The organism is Pseudomonas coleopterorum (genome assembly GCF_900105555.1).
In the GTDB taxonomy this organism is placed as follows: Bacteria; Pseudomonadota; Gammaproteobacteria; order Pseudomonadales; family Pseudomonadaceae; genus Aquipseudomonas; species Aquipseudomonas coleopterorum.
Map to the genome: position 1 here is coordinate 566,362 of NZ_FNTZ01000001.1, position 26,483 is coordinate 592,844.

The window sequence follows — 26,483 nt, forward strand, 5'->3', positions numbered from 1 at the left end:
ATCGTCTGATGGGCCGGGTGCAGTGGGGTGCGTAGTGTGCGCCCCATGAAACTCAAACACTTCCTGCAACCGTTGGACTCTTCCTTCTCGACGCCCAAGGCGGCGCGCAAACTGTTGCATCTGTTTGCCGCAGCCTTGGTGTTGGGGCTGTTCGCCGGTGCAGGCAGTTATCTGCGTACGGCCTTCAATGATGAGGTCAGTCTGCGCCGCAGCGACATGAACGCGGCCATCTCCGATGCTCAGAATTTCTTCGTCAGCCGCCAGACATTGCTCAGAAGCCTGGGGCTTTCAGCTGTGCGCAATGTGGTGCAACCCAAGCCCAACCTCAACGAGGTACCCACCGAAGAGGTGCATATTGCCTTGGGCCAAGGCGCCGACAGTTGGAGCTTGTGGCTGACCAAGCGCATGCTCGCTCACCTGCGACAGAGCAAGGTCAACCTCCTGTATATCGGTGCGGGCCAGGGCCTGGCGCCAGACCAGACGTCCACCATCACCCGTCTGTTCAGTATCGCCGACAGCGTTTCTCCCGTACCGATGTGCGTGCCTCGCAGGCTGCGAGCCTTCGAAGGGGTTGGACAACCGACCAACGACTACCTCTGGCTCAGCGATCAGAGCGACGCCGCTTCGCCCCTGTATATTTTCACTCGGCTGGACGAGCGCAGTCCGGCTTCAGGGTGGCTGGGCCTGGAAGTGGAGGTGCCAGACCTGATGGAAGCGCTGCGCCACGACAGCGCTGGAGATTTTCTGCTGCTCGATGCCAGGGGTGAAGTGATCTTCACCAGTGCTGTCGGTCAATCGGCGTACCAGGCGCTCGACCTGCTCAGGAGCAGCAACGCTTTTGGCCTGGTGGGCGGAGGCTGGCTTCCGCAGCATCTGGCGATCAAGAAACAGCTGGGCTATTCGCAATGGCAGATCGTCTACACCCTGAAGCTGAGTGCGCTGCTTCCGGCGTTGGCCGCACGTGTGTTGACCTGTCTGTTGTCGTGCCTGATTGCGACGATACTGATGTGCTGGCTGGTTCGGCGCATCGATCGGCGGCTGATCATCCCGGCAGGTCACCGTATTGAAGCGTTGGTGGAGAGTGAAGCGTTCAGCAGCACCGTCATTCGCATCGCGCCTGTGGCGCTGTGCGTGCTGCGTCGTAGCGATGGCAAGGTCGTGCTGCAGAACCCCTTGGCGGAACAGTGGCTGGGCCATGGCCAGGAGCGTGAGCAGCTGTGTCATGGCTGGATTCATCGGGCCTTCGATCAACTGGACCGCAATGGCAGCGACGAAATCGAATTGGCCGATGGACGCCATCTTTACCTCGCCTTCGCGCCGACGCGTTACCAGCGCGAAGAGGTTCTGATCTGCGCGTTCAGCGATATCAGTGCCCGCAAACAGGTCGAGCGAGCATTGCAGCAGGCGCGCCGCTCGGCGGACGCGGCCAATGAGGCCAAGACGCTGTTCCTGGCCACCATGAGCCATGAAATCCGTACGCCGCTCTACGGCGTACTGGGCACCCTGGAGCTGCTGACGCGAACCGAACTCAATGGGCAGCAGCGCAACTACCTGAAAGCCATCGAGGGCTCGTCGGCCAACCTGCTGCAGTTGATCTGCGATGTGCTGGATGTGGCCAAGATCGAGGCAGGGCAATTGTCGCTGGAGCTGACGACTTTCTCGCCCCTGGCGCTGGTTCGGGAAGTCATGCAGGGGTATGCCGGTGCCGCCCAAGGCAAAGGCCTGCGGCTGTTCAGCTGCATCGATCCGCAGATGCCCCAGCAGTTGCGTGGGGATGTGACCCGATTACGCCAGGTGCTCAACAACCTGCTCAGCAATGCGCTCAAGTTCACTGACAGCGGTCGCATCGTGTTGCGGGTGCGCGTGGATACGCGAGACGAGGAGCGCCCGGTGTTGCACTGGCAGATCGTCGATACCGGCAAGGGCATCAGCCGCGAAGATCAGCAGCATTTGTTCGAGCCGTTTTTCCAGGCCAGTGGCAATGCCAATGTGGTAGCCGGAACTGGTTTGGGCCTGTCGATCTGCAAGCGTCTGATTCATCTCATGAACGGCAATCTGCGAGTGGTCAGCGAACCGGGTCTGGGCAGTAGCTTCGCCTTCGATGTGCCGCTGGAGCAGGTGCGCGAGCAGCCGGGCCTGGTCAATGCCGAGCCGCTCATGGCCCATAGGGTCTATGTGGTGTCGCGCATGCACGACCTGTCCGACAGCGTCTGCGGCTGGCTGCGACGCTGGGGCGCGATTGCCCAGGTCGGGGTGCCGGCAGCAGGGGAGGTGCCTGTCGATGCCGTACTGGTCGAGCTGGAGACGGTTGCCGAAGAGTCCAGTCTCGTGCCGCGCTGGCTCGGTCCTAGGGTCATCGCCAGCCCCATGGAGCTGATGTTCGATGCAGCGCTTTCAGGCATCTGGCAGGCCAACCTAAACAACCTGGAAGAGATCAGGGAAGCGGTGTCCCGTGCCCAGGGACAAGCGCGCAAGCACTGCACCGGCGTGACCGAAGCCCCAGCTGAGATGGAGCTGAATCTTCGCGTGCTGGTGGTCGAGGACAATGTGATCAATCAATTGATTCTGCGTGATCAGCTCGAGGAGCTGGGCTGCAACGTGGTACTGGCCGGTGACGGTGTCGAGGCGTTGTCGCTGTGGCACGCCGCCGAGTTCGACCTGGTGCTGACCGATGTCAACATGCCGCGCATGAACGGCTATGAGCTTGCCGCGCAGTTGCGCCAGCGTGACTGCACGCTGCCCATTATCGGTGCCACGGCCAATGCCATGCGCGAAGAAGGCGACAAGTGCCTGGCCGCGGGAATGAACCAGTGCCTGATCAAACCGGTGACGTTGCGGGCCCTGCACCAGTGTCTGCAGCACTACCCGCGGAGGGTGGCGTGAGTCCCTATCGCGTGCTCATCGTTGAAGACCACCCCTTTCAACATGAGTATCTGGTGCATGTGTTCAATGAAGCGGGTGGCTTCAACGTCGACACCGTCTGGGACGGGCAGACGGCGCTGCAATCGCTGGCTGGCGGCCATTACGATTTGCTCCTCAGTGACCTGCTCATGCCCGGCATGGATGGGGTACAGCTGATCCAGCAACTGGCGACCCTGGACAAGCCTCCGGTACTGGCGCTGATGAGCGTGGCGTCGCGCCGCATGTTGGAGGGGGCTGGTCTGGCCGCGCGCAACCTGGGGCTGACCGTCGCCGGTCTGATCTCCAAGCCTGTGCAGGCGACGGCCGTGCAACGCCTGCGCGACTGTCTGGATCAGATCGGCGGCGCACCGCGCGGCGCGAGCGGCCAGCCGATCCTTGATGATGTGGACGCCGTGGCGGCAGCGCTGCACAACGGTCAGATACAGGCGTGGTTCCAGCCCAAGAAAAGCCTGTGCGATGGCCGCATCGTCGGCGCCGAGGCATTGGCGCGCTGGCTGCATCCTGGTGCAGGGTTGTTGATGCCCGGGGCCTTTCTCGGGTCGGTGCAGCGGGCGGGGTTGGAAGAAACACTGCTGTGGCTGACTCTGCGGCATACATTGGCTGCGCAGCAGCACTGGCGGCGCAAGGGCTACAGCATTCCCGTGTCGATCAATCTGCCGACCCATCTGCTGGATCAGCATGATCTGGCTGACCGATTGCATGCGCAGGTCGTGGAGCAGGGTGCCGATCCACAGCAGGTGATCTTCGAACTGATGGAAACCTCCACCGCCCATCAGCTCAGCGATTACTACGCGGGCGCGTGCCGGTTGCGCATGAAGGGCTTTGGCCTGGCGCAGGATGATTTCGGTCAGGGCTTCAGCTCGTACTTCAATCTGGTGTCCACGCCTTTCAGCGAGCTCAAGCTCGACCGCTCGCTGGTGCACGGATGTGCCGACAACGAGCACTTGGCCACGGCACTGCAGAGCATTGTCGAGCTGTGCCGCAAATTTGGTCTGGCCGTGGTGGCAGAAGGCGTGGAAACCCATGCCGAGCTCATGCTGCTGCGGCGTATCGGCTGTGAGCAGGTACAGGGGTTTCTCATCTCGCCCGCTGTTGCGGTTGATCGTTTCAGCACTTTGCTGGTAGAAGATGGCCCTGCGCCAGCACTAAGCTGATCGGACGGGGTCCGATGTCTACGAAGCCCAAGGGAAGGGTCGCCTGCATTCAGGCGTCAACGGCCACGGCCACTGCCAGGCACTACGCCTTTCATCAAGGCTTCAACGGTATTGATCATGAAGCATGCAAGCTTGCGTCTCGGGGCGCTGGCGCTCAGTTCGCAGCGCCTGAACAAGGGCCTGCTGCTGTTGGCGGGGCTGACGCTGCTGCTCACCAGCACCAGCTATTGGGCCGTCAGCCGCCTGGTCGAGGCGGAACAGGACAAGGTGGAGTTTCATTTCGCGCGGGTGATCGAGAACATCCACGAGCATGAGACGTTCCTGCGCAACGTGGCCAGCGCCTACGATCGCACCAACCACAGCCTGCTGGCCGACGTCCAACCGGCCAGCACGACGGCGCTGGGCAGCGATGGCCACCGCGAGCTGTTTCAGGGGCGCGCATTGCCACTGTCATTGCCTTTCACCTTGGCCTATGACAGTCGGCTGACCAGCATGGAGACCCGCGGCGCGCTCTCCTTGGGCACTCAGCTGACCGATTACTACAGCACTTATTGGGCTGGCTCCTATTACGCTTCGCCGCAGATGTTCGTGTTCGCCCCCAACGCTCAGTTCGACATTGCCGTGCCAGGCATTGATGGCACGCGGCAGCGTCTGCCTTTGCGCCAGGCCCAGTATCTGGAGATAGCCGGGCGTCTGCGTGAGCAATTGCAGCCACAGCGGCCGTTGCTCAGCGGCACGGGGGTGCGCTGGCTACGGGCGCCATCGGGCCTGTACAGCACTGCCAAGACGTTGGTCGCGAGCATCGGTGTCGACCTGCCTGCCAGCATCATGCCCTCACGGCAGGAACAGGGCCTGACCACCGTAGTGGCGCTGCTGGACATGGGGCAGATCAACGAGATCGAACGACTACTGCGACGCCCCGTGTACAACCAGTTCACCCTGATCTCGCCCCAGGGCGAGGTATTGCTCGGCAGCCTGGACGATGACAGTCAGGCGCCGATGGGCTTGAGTTTCAGCGGCAAGGGCTTGCGGTTCAAGATGAGCACTGAAAACGGCGCGCGCTGGACTGCGCTGTACGCCATCAGCTACCAGGATTTTCTGCGTTACGCCAAGTGGCCGCTGGTGGGCCTTGGCTTGACGGTATTGCTGGCCTTGCTGGTGGGGTGGTGGATCAACCGCTGGTACCGCCTGCAGATCGTGCAGCCGGCGCAGCGTGCTCAACAGCGTCTGTTCGAGGGTGAGGCGTTCAACCGGGTGATGATGGACAACGCCCCTGTCGGCTTGAGTGTCGTGCGCCGCGAAGACCACGAAGTGTTGCTCGAGAACCAGCGTGCACGCGAATGGCAGGGCACCGCCGAGCTGATCAAGTCGCTGAACCTCGGTGACGTCCCTGCCACCCCCGATGAGGTCTGGCTGGAGGTGGCCGGACGACACCTGCAGGCGTGCTTCGTGGCGACCCGCTATCAGGGCGAGGATGTGCTGCTGTGCGGTTTCAACGACATCACCCAACATGTCGATACGGCGCAGACCATGGAGGAGGCCCGCCGCACCGCCGACCAGGCCAGTGAGGCGAAGACGTTGTTCCTGGCCACCATGAGCCACGAGATTCGCACACCGCTGTATGGCGTGCTGGGCAATCTGGAACTGCTTGGCCTGACCGATCTCAACCATCGTCAGCGTCAGTATCTGGAAGTGATTCAAGGCTCGTCGGCGGTGCTGTTTCAGCTGATCAGCGATGTGTTGGATGTGTCCAAGATCGAGTCCGGTCAGATCGCGCTCGAGGCGATTACCTTCTGTCCGCAGGATCTGGTGCAGGAGGCGGTCCGCGGTTTCACGGCGGCCGCTCAGCACAAGGGCCTGCCGATTCAAACCGAGATCGAGCCACAGGTGCCTGCGCGCCTGCGTGGTGATCCGGGGCGTATTCGGCAGATCCTCAACAACCTGTTGAGCAATGCCATCAAGTTCACCGAATCGGGCCGGGTACTGGTGCGTCTGGCCGTGGTCGAAATGAGCGAGGCGCGCGTGGCGTTGCAGTGGCAGGTGTCCGATACCGGCGCGGGTATCCCGGAAAAGGCTCTGGAGCAGCTGTTCAAACCCTTTTACCAAGTGTCCGAGCGTGACCAGAGCACGGGTGCCGGGCTTGGGCTGTCGATCTGTGCCCGCTTGAGCGAGTTGATGGGCGGCAGCATGCGCGTGGTCAGCGAGCCTGGCCTGGGCAGCAGTTTTTCGCTGTTGCTGGAACTGCCCATTGTCGCCCTGCAAGCGCCGCCGGCGGTCTCGCAGCCCCAGCAGGGTAGCCGCTTGCCGGGTAAGCCATTGCAGATTCTGGTCGCCGAAGACAACCCGATCAATCAGGCCATATTGCAAGAGCAACTGCAGGCGCTTGGGGCCCAGGCGACGGTGACGGAAAATGGCGAGCGGGCCTTGCAGGCGTGGGCCGCGCAAGCGTTCGACCTGGTCATTACCGACGTCAACATGCCACGCATGAATGGTTACGAGCTGACTCGCGAGCTGCGTCGCATCGGCGCTACGGTGCCGATCATCGGGGTCACCGCCAACGCCATGCGCGAAGAAGGTGAGCGTTGCCTGCAAGTGGGCATGAATGCCTGGGTCGTCAAACCGTTGAGTCTGTCGATGCTGCGCGCGACGGTGCTGGCCCACTGCAGCGAAGCGCAGGGCGGCGGGCTGGCGGTGGATCTCGAGGGTTGGATCGCCCTGTCGCCGGCGATGCGCCAACTGATGGAACGTACGCTGCATGAGGATATCGAGCAGATCGAACAGGGTCTGCGTTCGGGTGACGGCACCCTCGTGCAACAGCGTCTGCACAGCCTCAACGGCGGTCTTGCCACGGTACGGGCCACGGCGCTATCCATGGCTTGTGGTCAATGGGAGGCGGCTTTGGAGCAAGGCCCTCTGGACGCGCGCGCCAGTGCCGGTATCAAGGTGTTGCTGGAACGCTTGCGCGTAGTGGCGATGGCTCTGCGAGAGGAGCCGCGCGCATGATCATTGGACAACGCACGGAAGGTAGCTTATGCAACAACTGAAAGTCGTCATTGCCGACGACCACCCCATCGTCCTGGTGGGGGTGCGTGAGATGGTCATGCGCGATCAACGCTTTGCCGTGGTGGCTGAGGCCGTCAGCCCCAGCCAGTTGGTGGAGCAACTACAGACCCATCGGCCGGACGTGCTCATCACCGACTACAACATGCCCGGCGATGCCGTGTATGGCGACGGATTGAAACTGATCCAGTACGTGCTGCGCCACTTCCCCGACACTCAGGTGCTGGTGCTCACCATGGTTTCCAATAGCCTGATCCTGTCGCGTCTGGACGAGCTCGGGGTGGCGGGCGTGATCCAGAAAAATCACCTTCACGAAGAGATTCAGAAGGCCTTGAGCGCCCTGAGCGATCGACGCAGCTACCGCAGCCCACAGGCCCCCGCCAGTTCGGTGGTCGGCAGTACTCAGCAGGTCGATGAGCGGTTCGCCAGTCTGTCACCCAAGGAGTTGGAAGTGCTGCGCCTGTTCGTGACGGGGTTGAGCGTCAGCGATATCGCTCGCCACCTGAGCCGCAGCATCAAGACCGTCAGTGCGCAGAAGGTGGCCGCCATGCGCAAGCTGGAAGTGGACAGCGATCAAGCGCTGTTGACGTACTGCATACGGGCCGAGCAGTTCGAGTAGGCGGCTACAGGTAGGTCATTTCGAGCATCAGCAAGGCGCTGTAGCTGCCCGCCTCGGGTAGTGCTTCCAGCATGACCGGGGTGACTCGCAATACCAGCTCCAAGGTCTTCCCGGACACGGTGAAGGCATTGCTCTGGCCCAGACCGAAATCGATCTCCGTCCCCGCCACCTGCGGCCGCAGCAGGCTCAGGCGCAAGCCCAGCTGTGCCAGGCTGGTGGCCAGGGTGCGGCGATCGCTGGTGCTGGCTGCCGACAGCTTGAGGTCGACGCGGCTGGCGTCACGGCAATCGAAGACCAAGGGCACATCGACGCTGCCGACCTTGGCGTCGTGCAGTTGATTGAGCGATACCACTCCCAGATCCACCTGCTGAACACCAGCGAAGCGGGCGCTGCAGGGCGGGGAGATCAGTTGGCCGGTCACTTCGATACGGGCGCTATCGCCTGCGGCCAGCGCACCGGATGAGCAAAGCCAGGCGAGCAGGGCAAGATGACGAATGGTCATAGGTACTCGATGTTCATCACGAAGGTGGAGGTAAAACTGCCGGGCGTGAGCTCGCCACGCTGCACCAGTCGTGCACTCAGGCTCAGGTCCACACTGCCGCTTTGACCGGTCAGGGTGCGCTTGACGTTTAGTAGGTTGGCCGCCGTGTTGTTGCTGGTCCACAACAGCGAGACACCCAGGTTGGCGGCCGTCGTCCGTGCCACGGTGTCGGTGAAGGTGTTGTTGCTCGAACTCAGGCCAACGTTCAGCGACGAGCCCGCCGGGCAGGTCAGTGTTACCGGCACCGCTATCGGTGCGGCGCTGGCGACCTGGTCGGTACGCACGTCACCGAAGTCGACCGTCAGGGTCGAACTGCTGGCCAGCACGCAAGGCGGGCGGGTCAGTGTTCCCCGAACGCTGATGTTGACTGTATCGCTGGCCGCCAGTGCGGCGGTGTCGATCATCGACGCCAAAAGAAGGGTCAGCAGGGCAGAACGTTTCATGGCCAATGCCTCAGCGGTAATCGATGGTCAGGGTGTATTGCGCCTGAAAGCTGCCGGCCGGTGATGCGCCCGCTGCCAGACGTGGGGTGAAGCCAAGGTTCAGGCTGTTGTCGCCCGCTCGCAGGTTGATACTGCGGGCGCTGTTGAGCGAGACGGCGGTGTTGCTGTCGGTCCAGCGCGCGGCCATGTTCAGTCCCGACAGCGAGGTCGTCGACAGGCCGTTGGCAGCGTCCATGGTCTGCTGGTTGGAGGCCAGGGTGACGTTGGCCTGCAAGGCCGTGGCGCAGTTGAGCGAGACGGTGGTGTTCTGGCTGACGTTCTGCAGGCTGTCATTGCGCAGCGTGCCGAAGTTCAGGTTGACGGTGCCCGGCGAGGTCAGGCTGCAGGACGGCGCCGTGACGGTGTAGCTGATCAGCAGCGCATTCATATAGTCACCGTAGGCCTGCCAGCCTCCGATGGAGGTATTGGTCAGTTGCACCGCCAGCCAGTGCTGACCGGTGGTGGCGGCTGTCATGCCTATCACAGCGACGGAGTAGCTCACGACACGGCCCACCGCCAAGGTTTGACAGGTGATGGGTATGCAGATCGTACCAGGGGTGCCGACGGGTACTTCGGACAATTGCATCCCCATGTAGAACGCCATAACGCTTGGTGGGTTGCCTACCAGTTTGTTCTGTGAGTACTGCAGCGATGCCCCTACCGGATACCGGCGTGTAACGGTGCAGCTCCCTTGCATGATCAGGCCGAACTGCGTATTGGGGGCTACATTGCCCAGATCACCGGAAGAATTGCTGTGAGTGCATTTCATGTTGTTCTCGATCAAGGCCTGAGCCGGCGCACTCAGCAGACACAGCAGTGCGCTGAGCAGGCCCAGGACGGCCTTTTTCAAACAAGCTTCATACATTGGGTACACCTTGGCTTGGCTGTTGGGCGGTCGCGGGCCGGTCGCACTGGGACTGGATCTGGGCGATGCCGGTGGTGGGTTGATCGGCCAGGTCCAGTGCCACCGCGCACCAAGACTGACCATTGACGCTGACCTGCAGCCGCGCCTTGTCCGGCACACCGCTGAGGAAGATCCGTCCGTTGTCGGCCACCATCGCGGCGTTCAGAGGAACGCCCTGCACGTCCAGCAACTGTGCACTGGCGGCGAAAGGAGCCGGGTTGCCGAACTGATCGCTCAGCTTGAGCAGTACCCGGCGGCCGCGCTGGGTGTGAAAGTCCACCAGCGCAAAGGCGCCGCGGGTCGGTGCGACCTCCTGCACCAGCTGCGTGATATCGATGTCTTCGGGCAGGCTTTCGGTGTCCAGCGAAATGCGATTGCTCCGGTAGGGCAGGGCCGATGGCACCACCGTGTAGCCGTCGGCGTTGGTGTACACGCCGGTCTTGTTGAGCACGCTGACATTGGCAGCCCCGGGAGTGGCAACGATGATGTTGGTCTCGCCCAGCGGCTGGCTGAAGATCAGGCTATTGCGATGAGCAAGCACCGCGCCTTCAATGCCGTAGTCCAACTGTTGGTCATTGCCGTAGCGGTTGTAGGCGCCGTGCACCACTGCGCGGGAGCCGTCATAGCGCGCCGCGATCGATGAGCCCAGGACGTCGCTCTGGTCACTGGTTTGTTGCGAAACGCCCACGTTGTAGCTCAGTGCTCCCTCCGGCAACGCGTTGCCGCTCAGGGTTGCGGTACGTGATGCCTGGCCCGTCGAGCTCTGGCTGGTGTTGAAGGTGGCGCGCTGCCCCGACGGTCCGCCCAGCGGCAAGCTGATGCTCAGCGACACGCTGCGGCTGTCCACTTCATTGCCCCGATTCAAGCCCAGGCCCAGGGAGTAGGAAACATTGTGCGCTGTGAAGTTGTAGCCCACCTGGAGCGAGGTGTCGGCTTTGCTGTAGTTCCAGTAGGCCGATTTCGACAGGTTCGCGTACAGCCCGCCATAATTGCCCAGTTGTTGGGAAATGTTGGCGGTGAAGTTGCTTTTGACATGGCCGTTGCGATAGCTGGACAGCGCCTGCACGTTCTCTCGGCTGTTGAGTGCTTCGCTGAACGAGTAGTAGCCGCTGGTGGAATAGCGATAGCCGATCAGGCTGAAGTTGGTGTCGGTGGCGGCCAGTGACTTGGAGTAGCGAAAGCGGTAGGACTGCCCGCTTGCACTGGCTTTGCCTGCGCCCACGCCAGTGCTACGGGCGTGGGTCACATCCAGAGATACAGCGCCCAGGCCGGAAAAGTCGTGCGCCAGACCCAGCAGGCCGGCGTTGTATTCGGCGCTGGTCAAGGTCCCGCCGAACACCGTGGTGCCGCCGCTCAAACCCCGGCGCAGGCTGGCCTGGACGAAAGCCGGTGCGGCGTGCTGTTGGCTGTCTTCGCTGGGACGATAGTGGCCCGCGTAGAACGAGTAGCTCTGCTGACCTTCGCGCAGCATGTACGGCACGGAGGAGAACGACTGGGTGTACACCTGTCGCTGCCCATCAGGCCCTTCTACCGTGATTTCCAGGTCGCCATTGCTGGAGGTGGGGTACAGATCGGTCAGGGCGAAAGGGCCCGAAGGCACCCAGCGTTCGTCGATCACATAGCCGCGCTGGCGGATGGTGATCCGCGAGCGGCCGTTGGCGATGCCACGCACCACAGGCGCGAACTCCCGAGCCTGATCGGGAAGCATGTCCAGGTCGGAGGCCACCCCCACGCCGCGATAAGGCAGGGCGTCGAACAGATCACCTTCGGTGTTGGCCTCGCCCACGGTGGCGATCGCCATCAGGTTGCCCAGATCCCGCTGCGCGTAGGTTTCCAGATTCTGCCAGCGGCCCGGATTGCCGGTTCCCTTGCGCCAGGTCGAATGGTTGCGTAGCCGCCACGGGCCGCTGTTGATGCCGCTGCGCAGGGTGCCGAACTGGTTCTGACGGGCCTTTCCATCGTACTGCGCGGCACTGCCCGAGAAACTGTAGTTGGCGAACGCGACTTGCTCGCCTTCGCTCCATTGCTTGCGCCGCAGCGCAAACGGAATGCTGCCCAGATACGCCTGGGGAATCTGGATGTCGAGGTGTTGGCGATTGAAGTCGTAGTCGTAGCTCACGCCACTGAGTGGGCCGCTCAAATCCACGCAGCCAGTTTCCACCTCGGTAGCCCCCTGCAGCACGTCGGAGGAGACGCCATTGCTCAATAGGAATTCGCTGTCCACGCAGGGGTACAAGCCGGTGACCGAGCGAGCTGGGGTTTGTGGGTCACGGATGAAACGCAGGTCGCTCTGGCCTGCCTGTTTCTGATTGATGCTCACGTTGACGTGGTAGATCCCGGGTAACTGCCCTTCGCTCAATGCGCTGACTTGTTCTTGCACCGCGGTCGATGTGCGACCGCCACCAATTTCCAGAAACGAGGAATCGAACCGGTAGCCGGCCTGGGCATCGGCGAGATGCAAGGCCAGGGCTGCAAAAAAAGGGCAGCCGATGACCTTCACCGCGCGTGAGCGCATGAAAAGGTGCGAACGGAGCATAGGGCATCCTGAAGTCAGGGAGGGTCAGTTGACCTGGGCAGTGGGTGCGACGAGGGTGCTGCCGTACTCGTCGATGTAGCTCAGGGTGATGCGGTCGCCAGGCTTGGCTGCGACGTCGAGTTGGCGCTGCTCTGCGGGGCGGATGACATCGGGGATGTCTGCGGTGGCGACGTCGTTGACCTTCAACTCGCTGACCACCAGGTTGAATCCGGAGGGGTTGCGCACCTGCAGTTTGCCGTTGTTCGAATGCCAGGCCACGTTGGCGGTTGCCTCCTTCAGCGTGCCCTTGAGGCCTGCGGGCCGGTAGAACAGCTTGATGGAGGTTTTCAGGGCGATCTGCAGCACGTTCTGCGCGGTTTGTTCCTGAGTCATGGCCGGAATCGCTTTGACGTTCATCAGGAACAGGCTTTCCTGGTCCTGCGGAAGCGACTGCGAACCGGTGTAGAGAATGCGCAGCACGTTTTCGCTGTTGCCATCCAGGCGAAACAGCGGTGGGGTGACGAGAAAGCCTTCGACGCTGTTTTCCGTCTGGGCGCCGTAGGCGCTTACCCAGGACTGCACCAGATAGGGCGCGTCTTCACCACGGTTGCTGACGCTGAGATTGGCCTCCTTGGCGGCACTGTCATAGATCACGCGGGTAGCGCCTACCGATACGGCGGCGCTCGCCTGACCTGCCAGCAGCACAGGCAACAGGGTCAGAAGAGAAAGGAATCTGGAACGCATGGACATACCTTCATGCTCGGCAAGGCCAGCCGGGATGCGGCCCGGGCCGGCCTTGGCCAGTGAGTTACTTGTAGATGACGTCGAAGCTGGCCAGCGCATACACCTGACCGGTGCCAATGCCCGACGCAGTGACTTCACCCTGTTCGTTCTTGGTGTCGACCGCGGTCCGCACATACTCGGCACTGAAGTCGAAGGTGTTCGACTGCGGGCGCAGTGCGTAATCGGAGGTTGGCGTGTTCAGGGCGACCTGGTTGCCGGTGCGCTGGTCGTTGATGCGAATCGCCACGCCCTTGACCTGGTTTTCGCCGGTCAGGCCCAGCAAGGTGGAGTCCACGGCGTCCTGTTGGCCGCTGAAGCGGATGGCCACGTTCTTGCGGGTGGTGGTGCTGCAATTGTCCAGGCTGATGGAAAAGGTGTTGCCTCCGGCCGCATCACCGACCGCCGGGCCGAAATCGGCGATACGGACCTGGCCCAGCTCGACCGAGCGGTTCACGCTGCTGGTATTGATGGTGCAGGCGTTATCGGTGACCGCGCCGGTGAACTCGATCTGACCGTCGGCGGCCTGCACGTTGGCAGCGGCCAGCAACAGGCACGAAGCGCCACAGGCGATCGTGTATTTCCCTAGGTTCTTCAGCATTTGCATTGCCCTTGTAGTGGGGAGTGAGTGGAGGCCTGCACAGGTCTTGAACGCCTGATCAGCAGACGCAGCCATGGTGCCGCGTTGGGCGCGGCAACCCCATCAGACGAATCTTAAAGCGCCCTCCAGACCCATTTTCAAATCCCCCCAAGACGACTAGACTCGAAGGCTGAAACGTTTCACTGTACTGCCTCATAACTCCAATAAAGGGCCACCCCCATGAAACTGCTCCCCCTCGCCTGTGCCATCTCCGCGTTCACCCTCAGTGCCCACGCCCTGGCCTGGGATTTCGTGCTGCTGGACAGCGACAAGCCAGCGCAGAACCAGCGCATTACCAGCGAACAGTTGGGCGTCAAAGTCGACAAGCCGTTTTCCATCACCATGCGAACCCTGCACGGCGGCCGTCAGGAAGGTGTGAGCCTGATCGATATCGATAACGGCACCATGAAGCTGACGCTGGTGCCTACGCGCGGCATGAACGTGCTCCATGCCCAAGTCGGCGATGCGCGAATGGGCTGGGATTCGCCGGTGAAGGAGGTGGTCAATCCGGCCTTCATCGAGCTCAACGGCCGAGGCGGTCTGGGTTGGCTGGAAGGCTTCAACGAGTTGGTCACCCGCTGCGGTTACGAATGGGTCGGTCACCCCGGCATGGACAATGGCGAGTTGCTGACCCTGCATGGTCGCGCTGCGAACATTCCGGCCAGCAAGGTCACGGTGCACATTGACGAAGCGCCGCCCTATGCGATTCACGTGCGTGGCGAGCTGAAGGAGCAGGCCTTCAAGAAGGTCGACTTCAGCGTACAGACCGAGCTGGTGACCGAGCCCGGCGCGGCCCGTTTCGTGCTCAACGACACCCTGACCAACAACGGCGACTACCCCAAGGAATACCAGGCGCTGTATCACAGCAACTTCAGCACGCCGTTCCTGGAGGAGGGCGCGCGGTTCGCTGCGGCGGTCAAACAGGTCTCTCCGTTCAACGACAAGGCCAAGGGTGACCTGGGCGATTGGCAGACCTATCGCGCGCCGACCAAGGACTATGACGAAACCGTCTACAACGTGGTGCCCTACGGCGACGCCAAGGGCGACACGCTGACCGTGCTGCACAACAAGGCCGGCAGCCTGGGCGTGGCGGTGGGGTTCAATGTCCAGCAGTTGCCGGTGTTCTCGCTGTGGAAGAACACCGATACCCAAGGTCAGGGGTACGTGACGGGGCTGGAGCCGGGTACCAGTTTTTCCTATAACCGCCGTTACCAGCGGCCTTTGAACCTGGTCCCGACCATCGAGCCCAAGCAGCAGAAGCAGTTCAGCATCAGCTACAGCCTGCTGGCGGACAAGCCGGCCGTGGACAAGGCGCTGAAGACCATCGACACGATTCGCGACGGTCGCCAGACCGAAGTGCGGCAGACGCCGTTGGTGGACCTGAGCAAGGAGTAGGAAGCGCTGTGGTCATGAGCTGAAATCCGCGCGGACATACCGACACGCGGATTTCGGCTCACCAATGAAATCGCACGAATGAACGCTCATTCGTGCCTGCCAGGCAACATACATTTGCGTATCGCTGCCTTACTCCCCGCAACCAAGCCCTCTAGACTGCGCCCATCGATATTACTCGCACAGTCAACGAGGCCACTTTCATGAAAAAGATTCTCCTGCTCAACGGCGGCAAGCAGTTCGCCCACTCCGACGGTCGCTACAACCAGACCCTGCATGACGCCGCCGTCGCCTACCTGGACCGCGCCGGCTTCGACGTGAAGCAGACCTTCATCGACGGCGGCTACGACCTGGCCGAAGAAGTGCAGAAATACCAGTGGGCCGATGTGATCATCTATCAGATGCCGGGCTGGTGGATGGGCGCGCCGTGGACCGTGAAAAAGTACATCGACGAAGTGTTCACCGAAGGCCATGGCAGCCTCTACGCCAACGACGGCCGCACGCGTTCCGATGCTTCGCAGAAATATGGCAGCGGCGGTTTGCTCAAGGGCAAGCAGTACATGATCTCGGCCACCTGGAACGCGCCGCAGCAGGCGTTCGAGGATCCTGCCGATTTCTTCGAGGGCAAAGGGGTGGACGCGGTGTACTTCCCGTTCCACAAGGCCAACGAGTTTCTCGACATGACCGCCTTGCCGACCTTCCTCAGCGTCGATGTGATGAAGAGACCCGACATCGACAACGACGTCGCGCGCTATGAAGCGCATCTGGCTAAGGTGCTGAGCTGACGGCACGCTCGCCCGGGTAGCGATTGATGTATGTTGCGCACGTCCCGGTACACCCGATGAGGCCTGCCTTGAAATCCCGATCCGATGAGCTGCAAGTCTTCGTCGCCGTCATCCAGAGCGGCTCCATATCTGCGGCCGCCGAGCAGTTCAGGCAGACCCCATCGGCGGTCAGCCGCACCTTGTCCAAGCTTGAAGCCAAGCTGGACACGACGCTGATCAACCGCACCACACGGCGCATGGACCTGACCGAGGAGGGGCGGTTTTTCTTCGAGCAGGCCAAGGACATCCTGGCGCGCATGGATGAGCTGGAAGAGCGTTTGTCGCTGCGTCAGCAGACGCCGGCCGGGCGCTTGCGCATCAATGCCGCGTCACCGTTCATGCTGCACGCGATCGTCCCGTACGTGGCCGAATTTCGCGAGCGCTATCTGGACATTCAGTTGGAGCTCAACAGCGACGATCTGATCATCGATCTGATCGAGCACAGCACCGACATCGCCATTCGCATCGGCGTGCTGGCCGACTCGACCTTGCACGCACGCTCCCTGGGCTGCACGCCGTTGAATATCCTCGCCAGCCCGGCCTACCTCGAACGCCACGGCGTTCCCCAGACCATCGCCGCGTTGAGCCAGCATGTGCTGCTGGGCTTCACCCAGACCGAAACCCTCAATCACTGGCCGTTGCGTCATGCCGAGGGCGATCGGTTGCAGATCCAGCCGCGGATTGCGGCGTCCAGTGGCGAAACGTTGCGTCAGTTGGCGCTGGAGGGGCAGGGGATTGTCTGCCTGTCGCATTTCATGACCCACGAAGACATTCGTCAGGGGCGCTTGCAGGTGGTGCTGGCCGAGGCCAACAGCGGCTATCGACAGCCGATCCATGCGGTGTACTACCGCAATTCGCAGTTGGCGTTGCGAATTCAGTGCTTCCTGGACTTCATTCAGGACAAGCTGGCCATTTACGCCTGCTGAATCTATGCCTGCTGAATCTACGGCTGTTGAAGAGGGAGCAGATGGATTGCACCGCTTTCGATCCGCCGCTTACCATGAAGCCTGATTGCCACTGCCAGGACTCATCATGAAGCGCATTGCATTGCTCGCCGCCCTCATCACGCTGGCCAGCTGCTCCAGCAAGGGGCCCGACGACGGCAGCCTGGGCAACGAACAGGCCAAGGACATGTTCAAGGAGGCGATGTCGCAGCCGCCCGTGCCGCAGAGCGTGATGCGCAACGGTGACCGCCTGAGCTTCATGCTGTTGCAGCCCAAGAGCGAGACATCCCCGTTCGGCTTTCTGTTGCAGGTCGATGCGGCCTGTTCCAGCCCCAGCGCCAGCCTGATCTATCTGGATGGCGTGAAGCGCATCTATTTCGCCAGCCCCGATGGCAAATACGCACCGGCGCGCCCGATTCCTGCCGGCCAGGTAGAAGTGCTCAACGCCAGCCCCGCCTTCCAGCGTGCCTGCGCCACAACGCCCCAGCCGGATTGGCGTGTGCTCAAGGGCGAGGGTGACGAGCAGTATGTGATGATCGATCGCAACAGCCTGTCCACCGTCGACGGCCAGTTGCAGTTCTGGGCCGGCTACGATTCGCCGAGCATCGGCCACGACCTGCCGTACAACGCGCCCTATGCGCAGAAGCGCGAACGCTATGCGCTGGACTGCGGCAAACAGACCTTCAGCCTGCTGGCCGGGTATGACCTGGACGAACACAACACCGTGACCGATGGAGGGGTGTTCTTCGAGCCCAAGACGTACTCGGTGAAGGGCAGCGATCCTGACTATCGATTGTTGTTCGATGCGGCCTGCGGCAAGCCCGAGGGCCTTGCCGCGTTGCCGGCGTTCAAACCGCGGAGCAAGGCACCGTTGGTGCTGACCACGCCCCGGGTGCAGGCGCCGGCCTTGTCGGCGGTCAAACAGTTGAACCTGCCGGCACCGGCAAAGCAGTTGAAGCGGACGGTTGAAACCGGCACCGCTCACCTCAAGGGGCAGAGTGCGCCGTTCACCGAGGAGAAGTCGTTCAGCCAGGACAAGGCGTCGGGCCTGCTGGCCGTGCGAACCAAGGGCAGCAACTTCGAGGGGCAGGCGGTGAGCTTTCGCGGGCTGGTCGCGTTGGCCCAGCAGACCGTGTACAGCGGTGAGGCGCCGATGGTGGATAACATCGGCTTGAACGCCATTGCGTTCAGTGGGGACTGGAAGAACATGCCGGTGGGCGCTCAGTTGGGCTATGTCACCGACGGCAAGATGAGCAACAGCGTGGTGGGCGAGTACGGCAAGCCGCGCCAGGCGTTCGACTGCCGCGTCGAACAGCAGGTGCCCGCCGCGCAGGTCAACGCCCATCTGAGCGGGCAGGCGAAGAAGCTGCGGTGTGCGCATCTGGAGGACAGTTTCAAGCGGGTGGAGACGTTGTATTACCTGGAGGATTACGGGTACTTCTTCCGCGCCGGGGTGGACCCCAATGACTTCTTTCATGAAGAGCGGGTGTTGAAGGAAGTGGAGTGAGCGGTTGGGATCGCGTTGCCGCCTGACGCGGCTTGCGCCGCTGCTACAGGGATCGTGTTGCTGCTGGACGCGGCTTGCGCCGCTGCTACAGGGATCGCGTCGGTGCCGGACGCGGCTTGCGCCGCTGCTACAGGGATCGCGTTGCTGCCTGACGCGGATGCGCCGCTGCTACAGGGATAGGGTTTCTGTAGCAGCGGCGCGAGCCGCGTCAGGGTTTGGGCGTGTTTTGGTCAAACACGGAAATGGCTGACCATCATCTGCAGCTGATTACCCAGGCGGGCCAGTTCGACGCTTGAGGCAGCGGTTTCTTCGCTGGCCGAGGCGGTCTGTTCCGACACGTCGCGCACGTTGATGATGCTGCGGCTGATTTCCTCGGCGACCGAGCTCTGCTGCTCGGCGGCTGCGGCGATCTGCTGGTTCATGGCCTGGATGCTGGACACCGTGCGCGTGATGTTTTCCAGCGACGTGCCGGCGCGGCGCGTCAGCTCGACGCTGCTGTCGGTCAGGCCACGGCTGCTGAGCATGACGCTGGCGACCTGTTGGGTACCCGACTGCAAGCCTGCCACCAGCCCTTCGATTTCCTCGGTGGATTTCTGCGTGCGCTGGGCCAGGCCGCGCACTTCATCGGCCACCACCGCAAAGCCACGTCCGGCCTCGCCTGCGCGGGCCGCTTCGATGGCCGCGTTGAGGGCCAGCAGGTTGGTTTGTTCGGCCACGGCCTTGATCACGTCCATGACGCTGCCGATCTTGTCGCTTTCCTTCTGCAGTGCGTTCATCGCTTCGGTAGAGCGGCGGACTTCCTCGGCCAGCTTTTCGATCTGCGCAATCGCTTCGCCGACGACCTTGTCGCCTTCGCGCGCTTCCTCGTCAGCCGTGGTCGCAGCCACCGAGGCCTGCTCGGCGTTGCGAGCCACTTCCTGAACGGTCGCGGTCATCTCGTGCATGGCGGTGGCGACCTGATCGGTCTCGACCTTCTGATTGTTGACCCCGGCACTGGTCTGCTCGGTGACGGCCGACAGCTCTTCGGCGGCGCTGGCGATCTGGGTGACGCTGTCGCGGATGCCACCGATCAGTTCGCGCAGGGTTGAGCCCATGCGCTGGATGCCTTGCTGCAGCACGCCCAGTTCGTCCTTGCGCGTTACCTTCAAGTCGTGGCTGAGGTCGCCACTGGCGATGCGCTCGACCACGTCCAGGGTCTGTTGCAGAGGGCGGGTGATCTGTCGGGTGATGATCCAGGCGGCGAGGATGCCGAAGATCAATGCCAGCAGTGCCGCGCCGATCTGATAGCTGCGCGCTTCGGCGCTTTCGGCATCGCGGCGCTGGATCTGGATCTTGTACAGCTCATCGCTGAGGCGGACGATTTCCGAGCCTTCGACGGTCATCTCGGCGCGTGCGGTGTTGATCTGGGCGATCGACGCCTTGAAACCGGCCACTGCATTGCGATAGTTGCTCAGGGCCGCGTTGAGTTGCTGCAGGCGAGCCTGCTCGGTGGGCAAGCGGGTCGTCAGCTGTTGCAGCTCGGCCACGGCCCGGTCCATTTGGGCAAAGGCCGTCTGCTCGGATTTATCGGTGGCGTTGCTGGTGTAGTTCAGCACGTCGTAGCGTGCTTGCTGGATGAACTGCCGGGCGCGATTGATGGCCTGGTATTCGTCGAAGCGCAGTTCACTGTCGGGCAGGGCAAGCACAGCCGCATCGATCTGGTCGACCAGCTCGTAGGCTGCTGCTGCCGTGGTGTCCATGTTCTGCCGCGCGGTATTGCTGGCCTTGTAGCCTTCACGCATCTGGTTCAACGATTTCTGGTAGGCGCCGATCTGTTCGGCCTGAGCCTTCAGGCGCTGCAGATTTTCAGGGCTCTTGAAACCGTCGATGAGTTTCTTCTGCTGTGCTTCGAAAGCGTCGAGCTGGGTTTGAACGGTTTGCGCCGAAGCGTCGTCGCCGTTGGTCAGCATGTACTGCAGCCGCACGATGCGCAGCTTGGTCAGGCTGTTGTTGAGCTCGGAAATATCGCTCATCCAGTTGCTGCGCTGGATCAGGCTGCTCAAGCTGGTCCATCCGGTCAGCGCCAACAGCGCGGTCAATACCAGCACCAGGCCGAAGCCCAATGCAAGTTTTCGGGTAACGCTGATATTGCCGAACCAGCCGTTCATAAAATGTGCTCCTGACAGTAAAGGGTCAGACCTGGACGACCATAGTTGTGCTTATGGCGGTCGCCATGAAAAGGTCTCGGTGATTTCCCCATATCGGCCACGGGCGGCAGAGCTGAAACAAAAAGTGAGAACGGCGACGCAAAAAAAACGGCGCGATCAAGATCGCGCCGTTCATTGTCACCACCGATGCGTCATGCGATCGGCTGTGAACTCCACTCGCCATTGACCAGGCGCTGCAGGCCCAGCGGGTTGGCATTGCGCAGTGCTTCGGGCAGCAACGCGTCCGGGTAGTTCTGGTAGCAGACCGGGCGCAGGAAGCGGTCGATCGCCAGGGTGCCGACCGACGTGCCGCGGGCATCGGAGGTGGCTGGATAAGGGCCGCCGTGGACCATGGCATCGGACACTTCCACGCCGGTCGGGTAGCCGTTGACCAGGATGCGACCGACTTTCTGTTCCAGCACCGGCACCAGCCACTGGTACTTGGCCAGGTCGGTAGCGGTTTCGCCGATCAAGGTGGCGGTCAGCTGTCCGCGCAGCGATTGCAGGGCGGTCTTGAGCTCGGCATCGTCGGCGACTTCGATCACCACGGTGGCCGGGCCGAACACTTCTTCCTGAAGCAGTTCGTCACCGTTGAGCAGCAGGCTCACGTCGGCCTTGAACAGTTGCGCCTGAGCCTGTTGGCCTTCCTGCGGGTTGCCGGCCAAATGCGTGACGCCCTGGTGCGACAGCAGGTGTTCGACGCCTTTGCTGTAGCTGCGTAGGCCACCGGCGTTGAGCATGGTTTGTGGCGCCTGGGCTGCCATTTGCGCTTGCAGGTGCTCGAGGAAAGCACTGAAGGCCGGCGAGCGAACGCCGATCACCAAGCCTGGGTTGGTGCAGAACTGCCCACCGCCCATCACCACGGAAGCCGCCAGTTCCTTGGCCACGGTTTCGCCCCGGGTGGCCAGGGCGTCTGGCAGCAGCACGACCGGGTTGATGCTGGACATTTCAGCGAACACCGGGATCGGCTGGGCGCGCTCGGCGGCCATCTTGCACAGCGCGTTGCCGCCGTTCAGCGAGCCGGTGAAGCCGACTGCCTGAATCGCCGGGTGCTTGACCAGCGGCTCACCGACGCCGGCACCGAAGATCATGTTGAACACGCCCTTGGGCATGCCGGTTTTTTCCGCTGCGCGGATGATGGCGGTGCCCACCAGATCGGCCGTCGCCATGTGACCGCTGTGGGCCTTGAACACCACCGGGCAGCCCGAAGCCAGGGCTGCGGCAGTGTCGCCACCGGCGGTGGAGAATGCCAGCGGGAAGTTGCTGGCGCCGAACACGGCCACCGGGCCGACGCCGATGCGGTACTGGCGCAGGTCGACGCGCGGCAGCGGCTTTCGGTCCGGCAGGGCGAGATCGATGCGGGCACCGAGGAAGTCGCCGCGGCGCAGGACCTTGGCGAACAGGCGCATCTGGCCGCTGGTGCGACCGCGCTCGCCTTGGATACGGCCGGCAGGCAGGGCGGTTTCCTGGCAGACGATGGCCACGAAGTCATCGCCCAGGGCATCGAGTTCGTCAGCGATGGCGTCCAGGAATTCGGCGCGGCGAGCGGGGCTCAGCTGGCGATATTCCAGGAAAGCGTTGTCGGCGGCCTGGCAGGCGGCGTCGACTTCGGCATCGGTGGCTTGGTAGAAGGCATAAGGAAGCGCCTCGCCGGTGGTGGCGTCGACACTCTTGAGTTTGGGCTCGCCACTGGCGCTGCGGTTGCCGCCGATGAAGTTGTGACCGAGGATGTTAGGCATTGTTGTCTCCGTGTCCTGTGGGCGGGTTGTTAACAGACATCATACAACTTGGTCATATACCGGGCAAGTTGCCCCCCGAATCACCCACTGTAGCCGCCTCGGCCGCCGATGTGGTGAATCAGGCAGACCGCGGTGTGCCCGGACGCGGCTTGCACCGCTGCTACAAAAGCCCGTTGCGAGCGGTTGTGGCCTCTGTAGCAGCGGCGCGAGCCGCGTCGGCGGTTGGCGCGGTGGATCGGGCAGACCGTGGTGCGTCCGGACGCGGCTTGCACCGCTGCTACAAAAGCCCGTCGCGAGCGGTTGTCGCCTCTGTAGCAGCGGCGCGAGCCGCGTCGGCGGTTGACGCGGTCAATCAGGCATACCGCTCGCCGTGAGCGGTTGTGGCCCCTGTAGCAGCGGCGCGAGCCGCGTCGGCGGTTGGCGCGGTGGATCGGGCAGACCGCGGTGTGCTCGGACGCGGCTTGCGCCGCTGCTACAGAGGCCTGGCGTGATCGATCTGCAACCCCGTGTCGGCGGTGGATGCGGTGAATCAGGCTGAACGCGGTAACCCACATCGGCATTCGCGCCGAATGAAAGCAAATAGCCAGCACGCAAGGTAGCGGCGAACAGGGCCTTGGGGGTATGGTGGGCAATGGTGCATCAATGGCGATCATGCGCGTCGCCCCATGGAGAGAACGAGAGGACATGCTGCCCATTCCCCTGTTGATCTGCGATGACTCGAACATGGCTCGCAAGCAGCTGCTGCGTGCCCTGCCGGCGGATTGGGAGGCCACGGTCACCCAGGCGGTGAACGGCCACCAGGCGCTCGAGGCCGTGCGCCAGGGGAAAGGCGATGTGATGTTGCTGGACCTGACCATGCCCGACATGGACGGCTACCAGGTCCTGGCCGCGCTGCGCGAGCAAAACCTGCCGTGCAAGGTCATCGTCGTCTCGGGCGACGTCCAGGATCAGGCCCTGCGCCGGGTTCGCGAGTTGGGCGCGCTGGCCTTCATCAAGAAACCGGCCGAACCCGAAGAGCTGCGCCGGGTGCTGCTCAAGGCCGGCCTGCTGGAAAAAACCACTGGCACAGCCCTGCGTCGCAGCAGCGACAGCACGCTGCACATCGGCTTCATCGACGCCCTGCGCGAAGCCATCAACGTTGCCATGGGCCAGGCCGCCGCCATGCTGGCCAAAGTGCTTGGCGTGTTCATCCACCTGCCCGTACCCAACGTCAACCTGCTCGAAGCCAGCGAGCTGCACATGGTGCTGGCGGACGTGCAGAGTGAGCAACCGATCACCGCCATCTGCCAGGGGTTCATCGGCGGCGGCATTGCCGGCGAAGCGATGCTGATCTTCCACGATTGCGACATCGCCGACCTGGCTCGCTTGATGAACCGCAGCGCGCTCGACTACTCCGACCTCGAGATGCTGCTGGATCTGTCATCGGTCATCATCGGCGCCTGCCTCAGCGGCCTGGCCCAGCAGTTGGACGTCATGTTTTCCCAGAGCCACCCGCACATCCTTGGCAACCATGCCGCGATCGACGATCTCATCGCCGTCGGCAAACACCGCTGGAAAAAGACCCTCACCGTGGAAATCAGCTACGCCCTGGAAGGCCACTGCATTCACTTCGACCTGTTGCTGCTGTTCACCGAGGACTCGGTACCGTTGCTGCGCGACAAGCTCGACTACCTGATGAACTGAACCATGAGCCGACCTATCGAACTCGACGAATTTCACTGGCTGCTGGCGATCACCCAGAGCATCGACGTAGGCGTGGTGGTGCTCGACAGCGATTACCAGGTGCAGGTCTGGAACACCTTCATGGAAAACCGCTCCGGCGTGCAGCCCAAGGACGCCATCGGACATTGCTTCTTCAGCTTGTTCCCGGAGATCGATTGCGAGTGGTTCCGCAAGAAGGTCAGCAGTGTGGTCACCCTCGGCACCCCGGCTTTCACCATCTGGGAACAGCGTCCGTACCTGCTGCGCTTCAAGAACTACCAGCCGATCACCGGGCAGGAGGCGTTCATGTATCAGAACACCACCATCCTGCCACTGCGCTCCACCCATGGTGAGGTCAAACACATCTGCGTGGTGATCTACGATGTCACCGACGTGGCCATCAACCGGCGACAACTGCAGGCCTCCAACCTGGAACTGCAGAAGCTGTCGAGCACCGATCGCCTGACTGGGTTGTGCAACCGTGGCCACTGGGAAGAAGCGCTGAAGGTCGAGTACGTCCGACATGGCCGCTATGGCCACGCCACCTCGTTGATCATGTTCGACATCGACCACTTCAAACGGGTCAACGACACCTATGGCCATCAGGTGGGCGACCAGGTCATCCAGCGCGTGGCGCAGGTGCTGCGCGGGCTGGTTCGTGACGCCGACATTGCCGGACGCTACGGCGGCGAGGAGTTCGCCGTGCTGCTGCCGGACACCGACAAGGCCGGTGGCGCCATATTGGCCGAGCGGTTGCGCCAGGCCGTCGAGGCTGAAGTGGTCGAGCACGAAAGCGGCCCGATCCGCTTCACCATCAGCCTGGGCGTAGCCGACCTCGGCTACCCCAGCACCGAACACCAGCAACTGATCGAATGGGCCGACCAGGCGCTGTATGCCTCCAAGCGCGCTGGCCGCAATCGGGTGACCGTCTACGAGCGGCCCTGACCGGGACGATCAATCCTTGGTGGCATGCGCCCAGCGATAGTCCAGACGCGGCGCACGGACTTTTATCCGGCGCTTGGTCTTGCTGAACAACGGCTCATGCACCGGCTCGGGATCCTTCAGGAACACCGTCAAGACCGCACTCAGTGCATACAGGCCGGTGAAGGCCCAGACCACGCCTTCCAGGCCGAAGCTTTCATTGAAGATCGCCACCACCGCCGGTCCCACCCAGGTGGATGCACCCGCGCCCAAGCTCAGCACCGACAGCGCGGCGGCCTTGTTGTGCGGCGCCAGGGCCGGCGCCAGTGCCGATAGCGGCACGAAGCACGCCAGGGTCAGGCCATACAGTGCGCCGAACACCGAGGCCAGCAGGAAGTTGTCGGGAAAGGCCTGCGGCATGAAGAAGAACAGCGGCGTAGTGATCGTGCTACCGATGGCGCCCAGCCAGAGGATGGTATTGCGGTAGCCGATCCGCGTGCTGATGACGCTGGAACCCATGTTGCCGATGATGTTGAACACGAAGACGATGGTCAGCAGTTGCAGCCACTGTTCCAGGGTGAACCCCACCGTGTCCATGAAGAACCCCGGCAGCACCACCAGAAAACCGAACATCGACGAGGTGTTGATGATGCGCACCACACCGGCCAGGGTCACCTTGGGGTGCGACCACATGATGGTGATGTTCTTGGCCATCGACACCAGCGGCTTCTCGCCCTCGGGTGCGAGGCGGCGCATGCCGTGGGCTTCACGCATGCCGATCAGGCCGATCAAACCACCGATGACCACCAGCGCGAACGACAGCCAGAAAGTCTGCAACGCGCCGATCAGCGGAATGCTCACGCTCGCCACCAGTGAACCCAGGGTCGGCAGACCTGCTGCATAAGCCACCCAGAACCAGCCAACCGCCAGACCCATCTTGCGCGACGGTGTCGCGGCGGCGATCCACACCAGAAACCCGTAGGCGAACAGTGGATAGCCGAAGCCGCGCAGACCATAGGTCAGCAGGATCATCTTGTAGCTCAGAGTTTCCAGGCCATAGATCAGGAACAGAACCTCGAACACGCTCCAGATCAACAGGCCCAGCATCATGACCCGTTTCGGCCCCCAGATATTCGACAGTGCGCCGGCCAGCCAGGAGGAGATGCCGACGGTGACGCCATACAGCGTGAACACCATGGCGATTTCGCCTTCGGGCATGCCGCGGTCACTGAGAAACGGGGAGAGGTAACCCAGTTCGACGCCGTCGCCGATCATGAAGATCAGCAGGCCGACGAAGCCCCAGAACATGGGGTAGGGGATGCCGATTTTGTCGCACAGGCGAGAGAGGGGGGTGTTCGGAGTGGATTGATTGCTCAATGGTCCGTTCCTTTTTTGCAGCACGGCGCTTGGGCGCGCCGAATGAATGGCCTCGATGAGGTTGGAAGGCAGGCTCGGTGAAGAGCAAATCGCCACGCAGCGGTGGCACAACTCGGCGGGTCAGGAGGGGCTCAGCAGGATCGCCGGCGTACGGCGTGCATGGGCCCTGTAATCTGCTTTATTTGAGATTTTCGCGCCGTTTGCTTATTTGTTATCGCATCTGAAACGATTCAGCGCAACCGCCCGAGCGGGCGTTGCCTGCGACAACGTGCCCG

Annotated in this window: 19 protein-coding genes and 1 pseudogene; 10 read left to right on the forward strand and 10 right to left on the reverse strand. The window is 62.5% G+C overall.

Going from position 1 to position 26,483, the window contains the following annotated elements:
- Nucleotides 1–45 precede the first annotated feature (45 nt).
- The 4 genes from BLV18_RS02500 to BLV18_RS02515 all read left to right on the forward strand — a co-directional run bounded on the left by BLV18_RS02500 (nucleotide 46) and on the right by BLV18_RS02515 (nucleotide 7,755).
- Complete coding sequence (locus BLV18_RS02500) at nucleotides 46–2,883, forward strand: ATP-binding protein (RefSeq protein WP_139210999.1); 2,838 nt, start codon at nucleotides 46–48, stop codon at nucleotides 2,881–2,883.
- Nucleotides 2,880–4,076, forward strand: coding sequence for a response regulator cyclic di-GMP phosphodiesterase PvrR (gene pvrR, locus BLV18_RS02505; protein WP_090356091.1), 1,197 nt, complete (start codon nucleotides 2,880–2,882; stop codon nucleotides 4,074–4,076). The genes BLV18_RS02500 and pvrR overlap by 4 nt, the downstream gene beginning before the upstream one ends.
- A 117-nt stretch (nucleotides 4,077–4,193) precedes the next feature.
- Nucleotides 4,194–7,079, forward strand: a complete 2,886-nt coding sequence (locus BLV18_RS02510; protein ID WP_090361966.1) for an ATP-binding protein — start codon at nucleotides 4,194–4,196, stop codon at nucleotides 7,077–7,079.
- A gap of 28 nt (nucleotides 7,080–7,107) precedes the next feature.
- The gene (locus BLV18_RS02515; protein ID WP_090356094.1) at nucleotides 7,108–7,755 is read left to right on the forward strand and encodes a response regulator; all 648 of its coding nucleotides are present in this window, start codon (nucleotides 7,108–7,110) and stop codon (nucleotides 7,753–7,755) included.
- Between the two features lie 4 nt (nucleotides 7,756–7,759).
- On the opposite strand, the gene BLV18_RS02520 is transcribed toward BLV18_RS02515, so the two are convergent.
- The 6 genes from BLV18_RS02520 to BLV18_RS02545 form a co-directional block, all read right to left on the reverse strand.
- Nucleotides 7,760–8,257, reverse strand: a complete 498-nt coding sequence (locus BLV18_RS02520; protein WP_049858611.1) for a fimbrial protein — start codon at nucleotides 8,255–8,257, stop codon at nucleotides 7,760–7,762.
- On the reverse strand, nucleotides 8,254–8,739 hold the full coding sequence (locus tag BLV18_RS02525) for a fimbrial protein (RefSeq protein ID WP_177327933.1): 486 nt from the start codon (nucleotides 8,737–8,739) through the stop codon (nucleotides 8,254–8,256). Before BLV18_RS02525 ends, BLV18_RS02520 begins: the two co-directional genes overlap by 4 nt.
- A 10-nt stretch (nucleotides 8,740–8,749) precedes the next feature.
- Nucleotides 8,750–9,643 (reverse strand): MrpH family fimbial adhesin, encoded by an 894-nt coding sequence (locus BLV18_RS02530; RefSeq protein WP_049858612.1) that lies wholly within the window; start codon nucleotides 9,641–9,643, stop codon nucleotides 8,750–8,752.
- Nucleotides 9,636–12,218 carry a fimbria/pilus outer membrane usher protein gene (locus BLV18_RS02535; protein WP_090356097.1) on the reverse strand — a complete coding sequence of 861 codons (2,583 nt, stop codon included), beginning with the start codon at nucleotides 12,216–12,218 and terminating at the stop codon, nucleotides 9,636–9,638. Before BLV18_RS02535 ends, BLV18_RS02530 begins: the two co-directional genes overlap by 8 nt.
- Nucleotides 12,219–12,242: 24 nt before the next feature.
- On the reverse strand, nucleotides 12,243–12,941 hold the full coding sequence (locus BLV18_RS02540; RefSeq protein ID WP_049858614.1) for a fimbrial biogenesis chaperone: 699 nt from the start codon (nucleotides 12,939–12,941) through the stop codon (nucleotides 12,243–12,245).
- 64 nt (nucleotides 12,942–13,005) lie between these two features.
- Nucleotides 13,006–13,578 (reverse strand): fimbrial protein, encoded by a 573-nt coding sequence (locus BLV18_RS02545; protein WP_049858615.1) that lies wholly within the window; start codon nucleotides 13,576–13,578, stop codon nucleotides 13,006–13,008.
- A 219-nt stretch (nucleotides 13,579–13,797) separates the two neighbouring features.
- Here BLV18_RS02545 and BLV18_RS02550 point away from each other — a divergent pair, with 219 nt between their 5' ends.
- The 4 genes from BLV18_RS02550 to BLV18_RS02565 all read left to right on the forward strand — a co-directional run bounded on the left by BLV18_RS02550 (nucleotide 13,798) and on the right by BLV18_RS02565 (nucleotide 18,284).
- Nucleotides 13,798–15,012 carry an aldose 1-epimerase family protein gene (locus BLV18_RS02550; RefSeq protein WP_049858616.1) on the forward strand — a complete coding sequence of 405 codons (1,215 nt, stop codon included), beginning with the start codon at nucleotides 13,798–13,800 and terminating at the stop codon, nucleotides 15,010–15,012.
- Nucleotides 15,013–15,212: 200 nt separating this feature from the next.
- Complete coding sequence (gene mdaB, locus BLV18_RS02555) at nucleotides 15,213–15,794, forward strand: NADPH:quinone oxidoreductase MdaB (protein ID WP_090356099.1); 582 nt, start codon at nucleotides 15,213–15,215, stop codon at nucleotides 15,792–15,794.
- 68 nt (nucleotides 15,795–15,862) lie between these two features.
- On the forward strand, nucleotides 15,863–16,759 hold the full coding sequence (locus BLV18_RS02560; RefSeq protein ID WP_090356102.1) for a LysR family transcriptional regulator: 897 nt from the start codon (nucleotides 15,863–15,865) through the stop codon (nucleotides 16,757–16,759).
- A gap of 106 nt (nucleotides 16,760–16,865) precedes the next feature.
- Nucleotides 16,866–18,284, forward strand: a complete 1,419-nt coding sequence (locus tag BLV18_RS02565; protein WP_090356106.1) for a hypothetical protein — start codon at nucleotides 16,866–16,868, stop codon at nucleotides 18,282–18,284.
- Between the two features lie 230 nt (nucleotides 18,285–18,514).
- Here BLV18_RS02565 and BLV18_RS22670 read toward each other — a convergent pair whose 3' ends face one another.
- From BLV18_RS22670 to BLV18_RS02575, 3 genes and pseudogenes are all read right to left on the reverse strand, one after another.
- Complete coding sequence (locus tag BLV18_RS22670) at nucleotides 18,515–19,378, reverse strand: methyl-accepting chemotaxis protein (RefSeq protein WP_425272638.1); 864 nt, start codon at nucleotides 19,376–19,378, stop codon at nucleotides 18,515–18,517.
- A 39-nt stretch (nucleotides 19,379–19,417) separates the two neighbouring features.
- Nucleotides 19,418–20,296: pseudogene (locus tag BLV18_RS22675) on the reverse strand (methyl-accepting chemotaxis protein); the annotation flags it as partial.
- Nucleotides 20,297–20,622: 326 nt separating this feature from the next.
- Nucleotides 20,623–22,209, reverse strand: a complete 1,587-nt coding sequence (locus BLV18_RS02575; RefSeq protein ID WP_090356113.1) for an aldehyde dehydrogenase (NADP(+)) — start codon at nucleotides 22,207–22,209, stop codon at nucleotides 20,623–20,625.
- 684 nt (nucleotides 22,210–22,893) lie between these two features.
- Between BLV18_RS02575 and BLV18_RS02580 the strand changes: the two genes are divergently transcribed.
- Nucleotides 22,894–23,892 (forward strand): response regulator, encoded by a 999-nt coding sequence (locus tag BLV18_RS02580; protein ID WP_090356116.1) that lies wholly within the window; start codon nucleotides 22,894–22,896, stop codon nucleotides 23,890–23,892.
- Between the two features lie 3 nt (nucleotides 23,893–23,895).
- Nucleotides 23,896–24,855, forward strand: coding sequence for a sensor domain-containing diguanylate cyclase (locus BLV18_RS02585; RefSeq protein WP_090356120.1), 960 nt, complete (start codon nucleotides 23,896–23,898; stop codon nucleotides 24,853–24,855).
- A 9-nt stretch (nucleotides 24,856–24,864) separates the two neighbouring features.
- Here the strand turns inward: BLV18_RS02585 and BLV18_RS02590 are convergent, their stop codons facing one another.
- The gene (locus BLV18_RS02590) at nucleotides 24,865–26,208 is read right to left on the reverse strand and encodes an MFS transporter (protein WP_090356122.1); all 1,344 of its coding nucleotides are present in this window, start codon (nucleotides 26,206–26,208) and stop codon (nucleotides 24,865–24,867) included.
- Between the last annotated feature and the right edge of the window lie 275 nt (nucleotides 26,209–26,483).

What these genes read in the sequence shown, in the direction of transcription:
- BLV18_RS02500 (WP_139210999.1), top strand. Translation starts at nt 46, where the DNA reads ATGAAACTCAAACACTTCCTGCAACCGTTGGACTCTTCCTTCTCGACG.
- BLV18_RS02510 (WP_090361966.1), top strand. Translation starts at nt 4,194, where the DNA reads ATGAAGCATGCAAGCTTGCGTCTCGGGGCGCTGGCGCTCAGTTCGCAG.
- BLV18_RS02515 (WP_090356094.1), top strand. Translation starts at nt 7,108, where the DNA reads ATGCAACAACTGAAAGTCGTCATTGCCGACGACCACCCCATCGTCCTG.
- BLV18_RS02520 (WP_049858611.1), bottom strand. Translation starts at nt 8,257, where the DNA reads ATGACCATTCGTCATCTTGCCCTGCTCGCCTGGCTTTGCTCATCCGGT.
- BLV18_RS02525 (WP_177327933.1), bottom strand. Translation starts at nt 8,739, where the DNA reads ATGAAACGTTCTGCCCTGCTGACCCTTCTTTTGGCGTCGATGATCGAC.
- BLV18_RS02530 (WP_049858612.1), bottom strand. Translation starts at nt 9,643, where the DNA reads ATGTATGAAGCTTGTTTGAAAAAGGCCGTCCTGGGCCTGCTCAGCGCA.
- BLV18_RS02535 (WP_090356097.1), bottom strand. Translation starts at nt 12,218, where the DNA reads ATGCTCCGTTCGCACCTTTTCATGCGCTCACGCGCGGTGAAGGTCATC.
- BLV18_RS02540 (WP_049858614.1), bottom strand. Translation starts at nt 12,941, where the DNA reads ATGCGTTCCAGATTCCTTTCTCTTCTGACCCTGTTGCCTGTGCTGCTG.
- BLV18_RS02545 (WP_049858615.1), bottom strand. Translation starts at nt 13,578, where the DNA reads ATGCTGAAGAACCTAGGGAAATACACGATCGCCTGTGGCGCTTCGTGC.
- BLV18_RS02550 (WP_049858616.1), top strand. Translation starts at nt 13,798, where the DNA reads ATGAAACTGCTCCCCCTCGCCTGTGCCATCTCCGCGTTCACCCTCAGT.
- mdaB (WP_090356099.1), top strand. Translation starts at nt 15,213, where the DNA reads ATGAAAAAGATTCTCCTGCTCAACGGCGGCAAGCAGTTCGCCCACTCC.
- BLV18_RS02565 (WP_090356106.1), top strand. Translation starts at nt 16,866, where the DNA reads ATGAAGCGCATTGCATTGCTCGCCGCCCTCATCACGCTGGCCAGCTGC.
- BLV18_RS22670 (WP_425272638.1), bottom strand. Translation starts at nt 19,378, where the DNA reads ATGGGCTCAACCCTGCGCGAACTGATCGGTGGCATCCGCGACAGCGTC.
- BLV18_RS02575 (WP_090356113.1), bottom strand. Translation starts at nt 22,209, where the DNA reads ATGCCTAACATCCTCGGTCACAACTTCATCGGCGGCAACCGCAGCGCC.
- BLV18_RS02580 (WP_090356116.1), top strand. Translation starts at nt 22,894, where the DNA reads ATGCTGCCCATTCCCCTGTTGATCTGCGATGACTCGAACATGGCTCGC.
- BLV18_RS02585 (WP_090356120.1), top strand. Translation starts at nt 23,896, where the DNA reads ATGAGCCGACCTATCGAACTCGACGAATTTCACTGGCTGCTGGCGATC.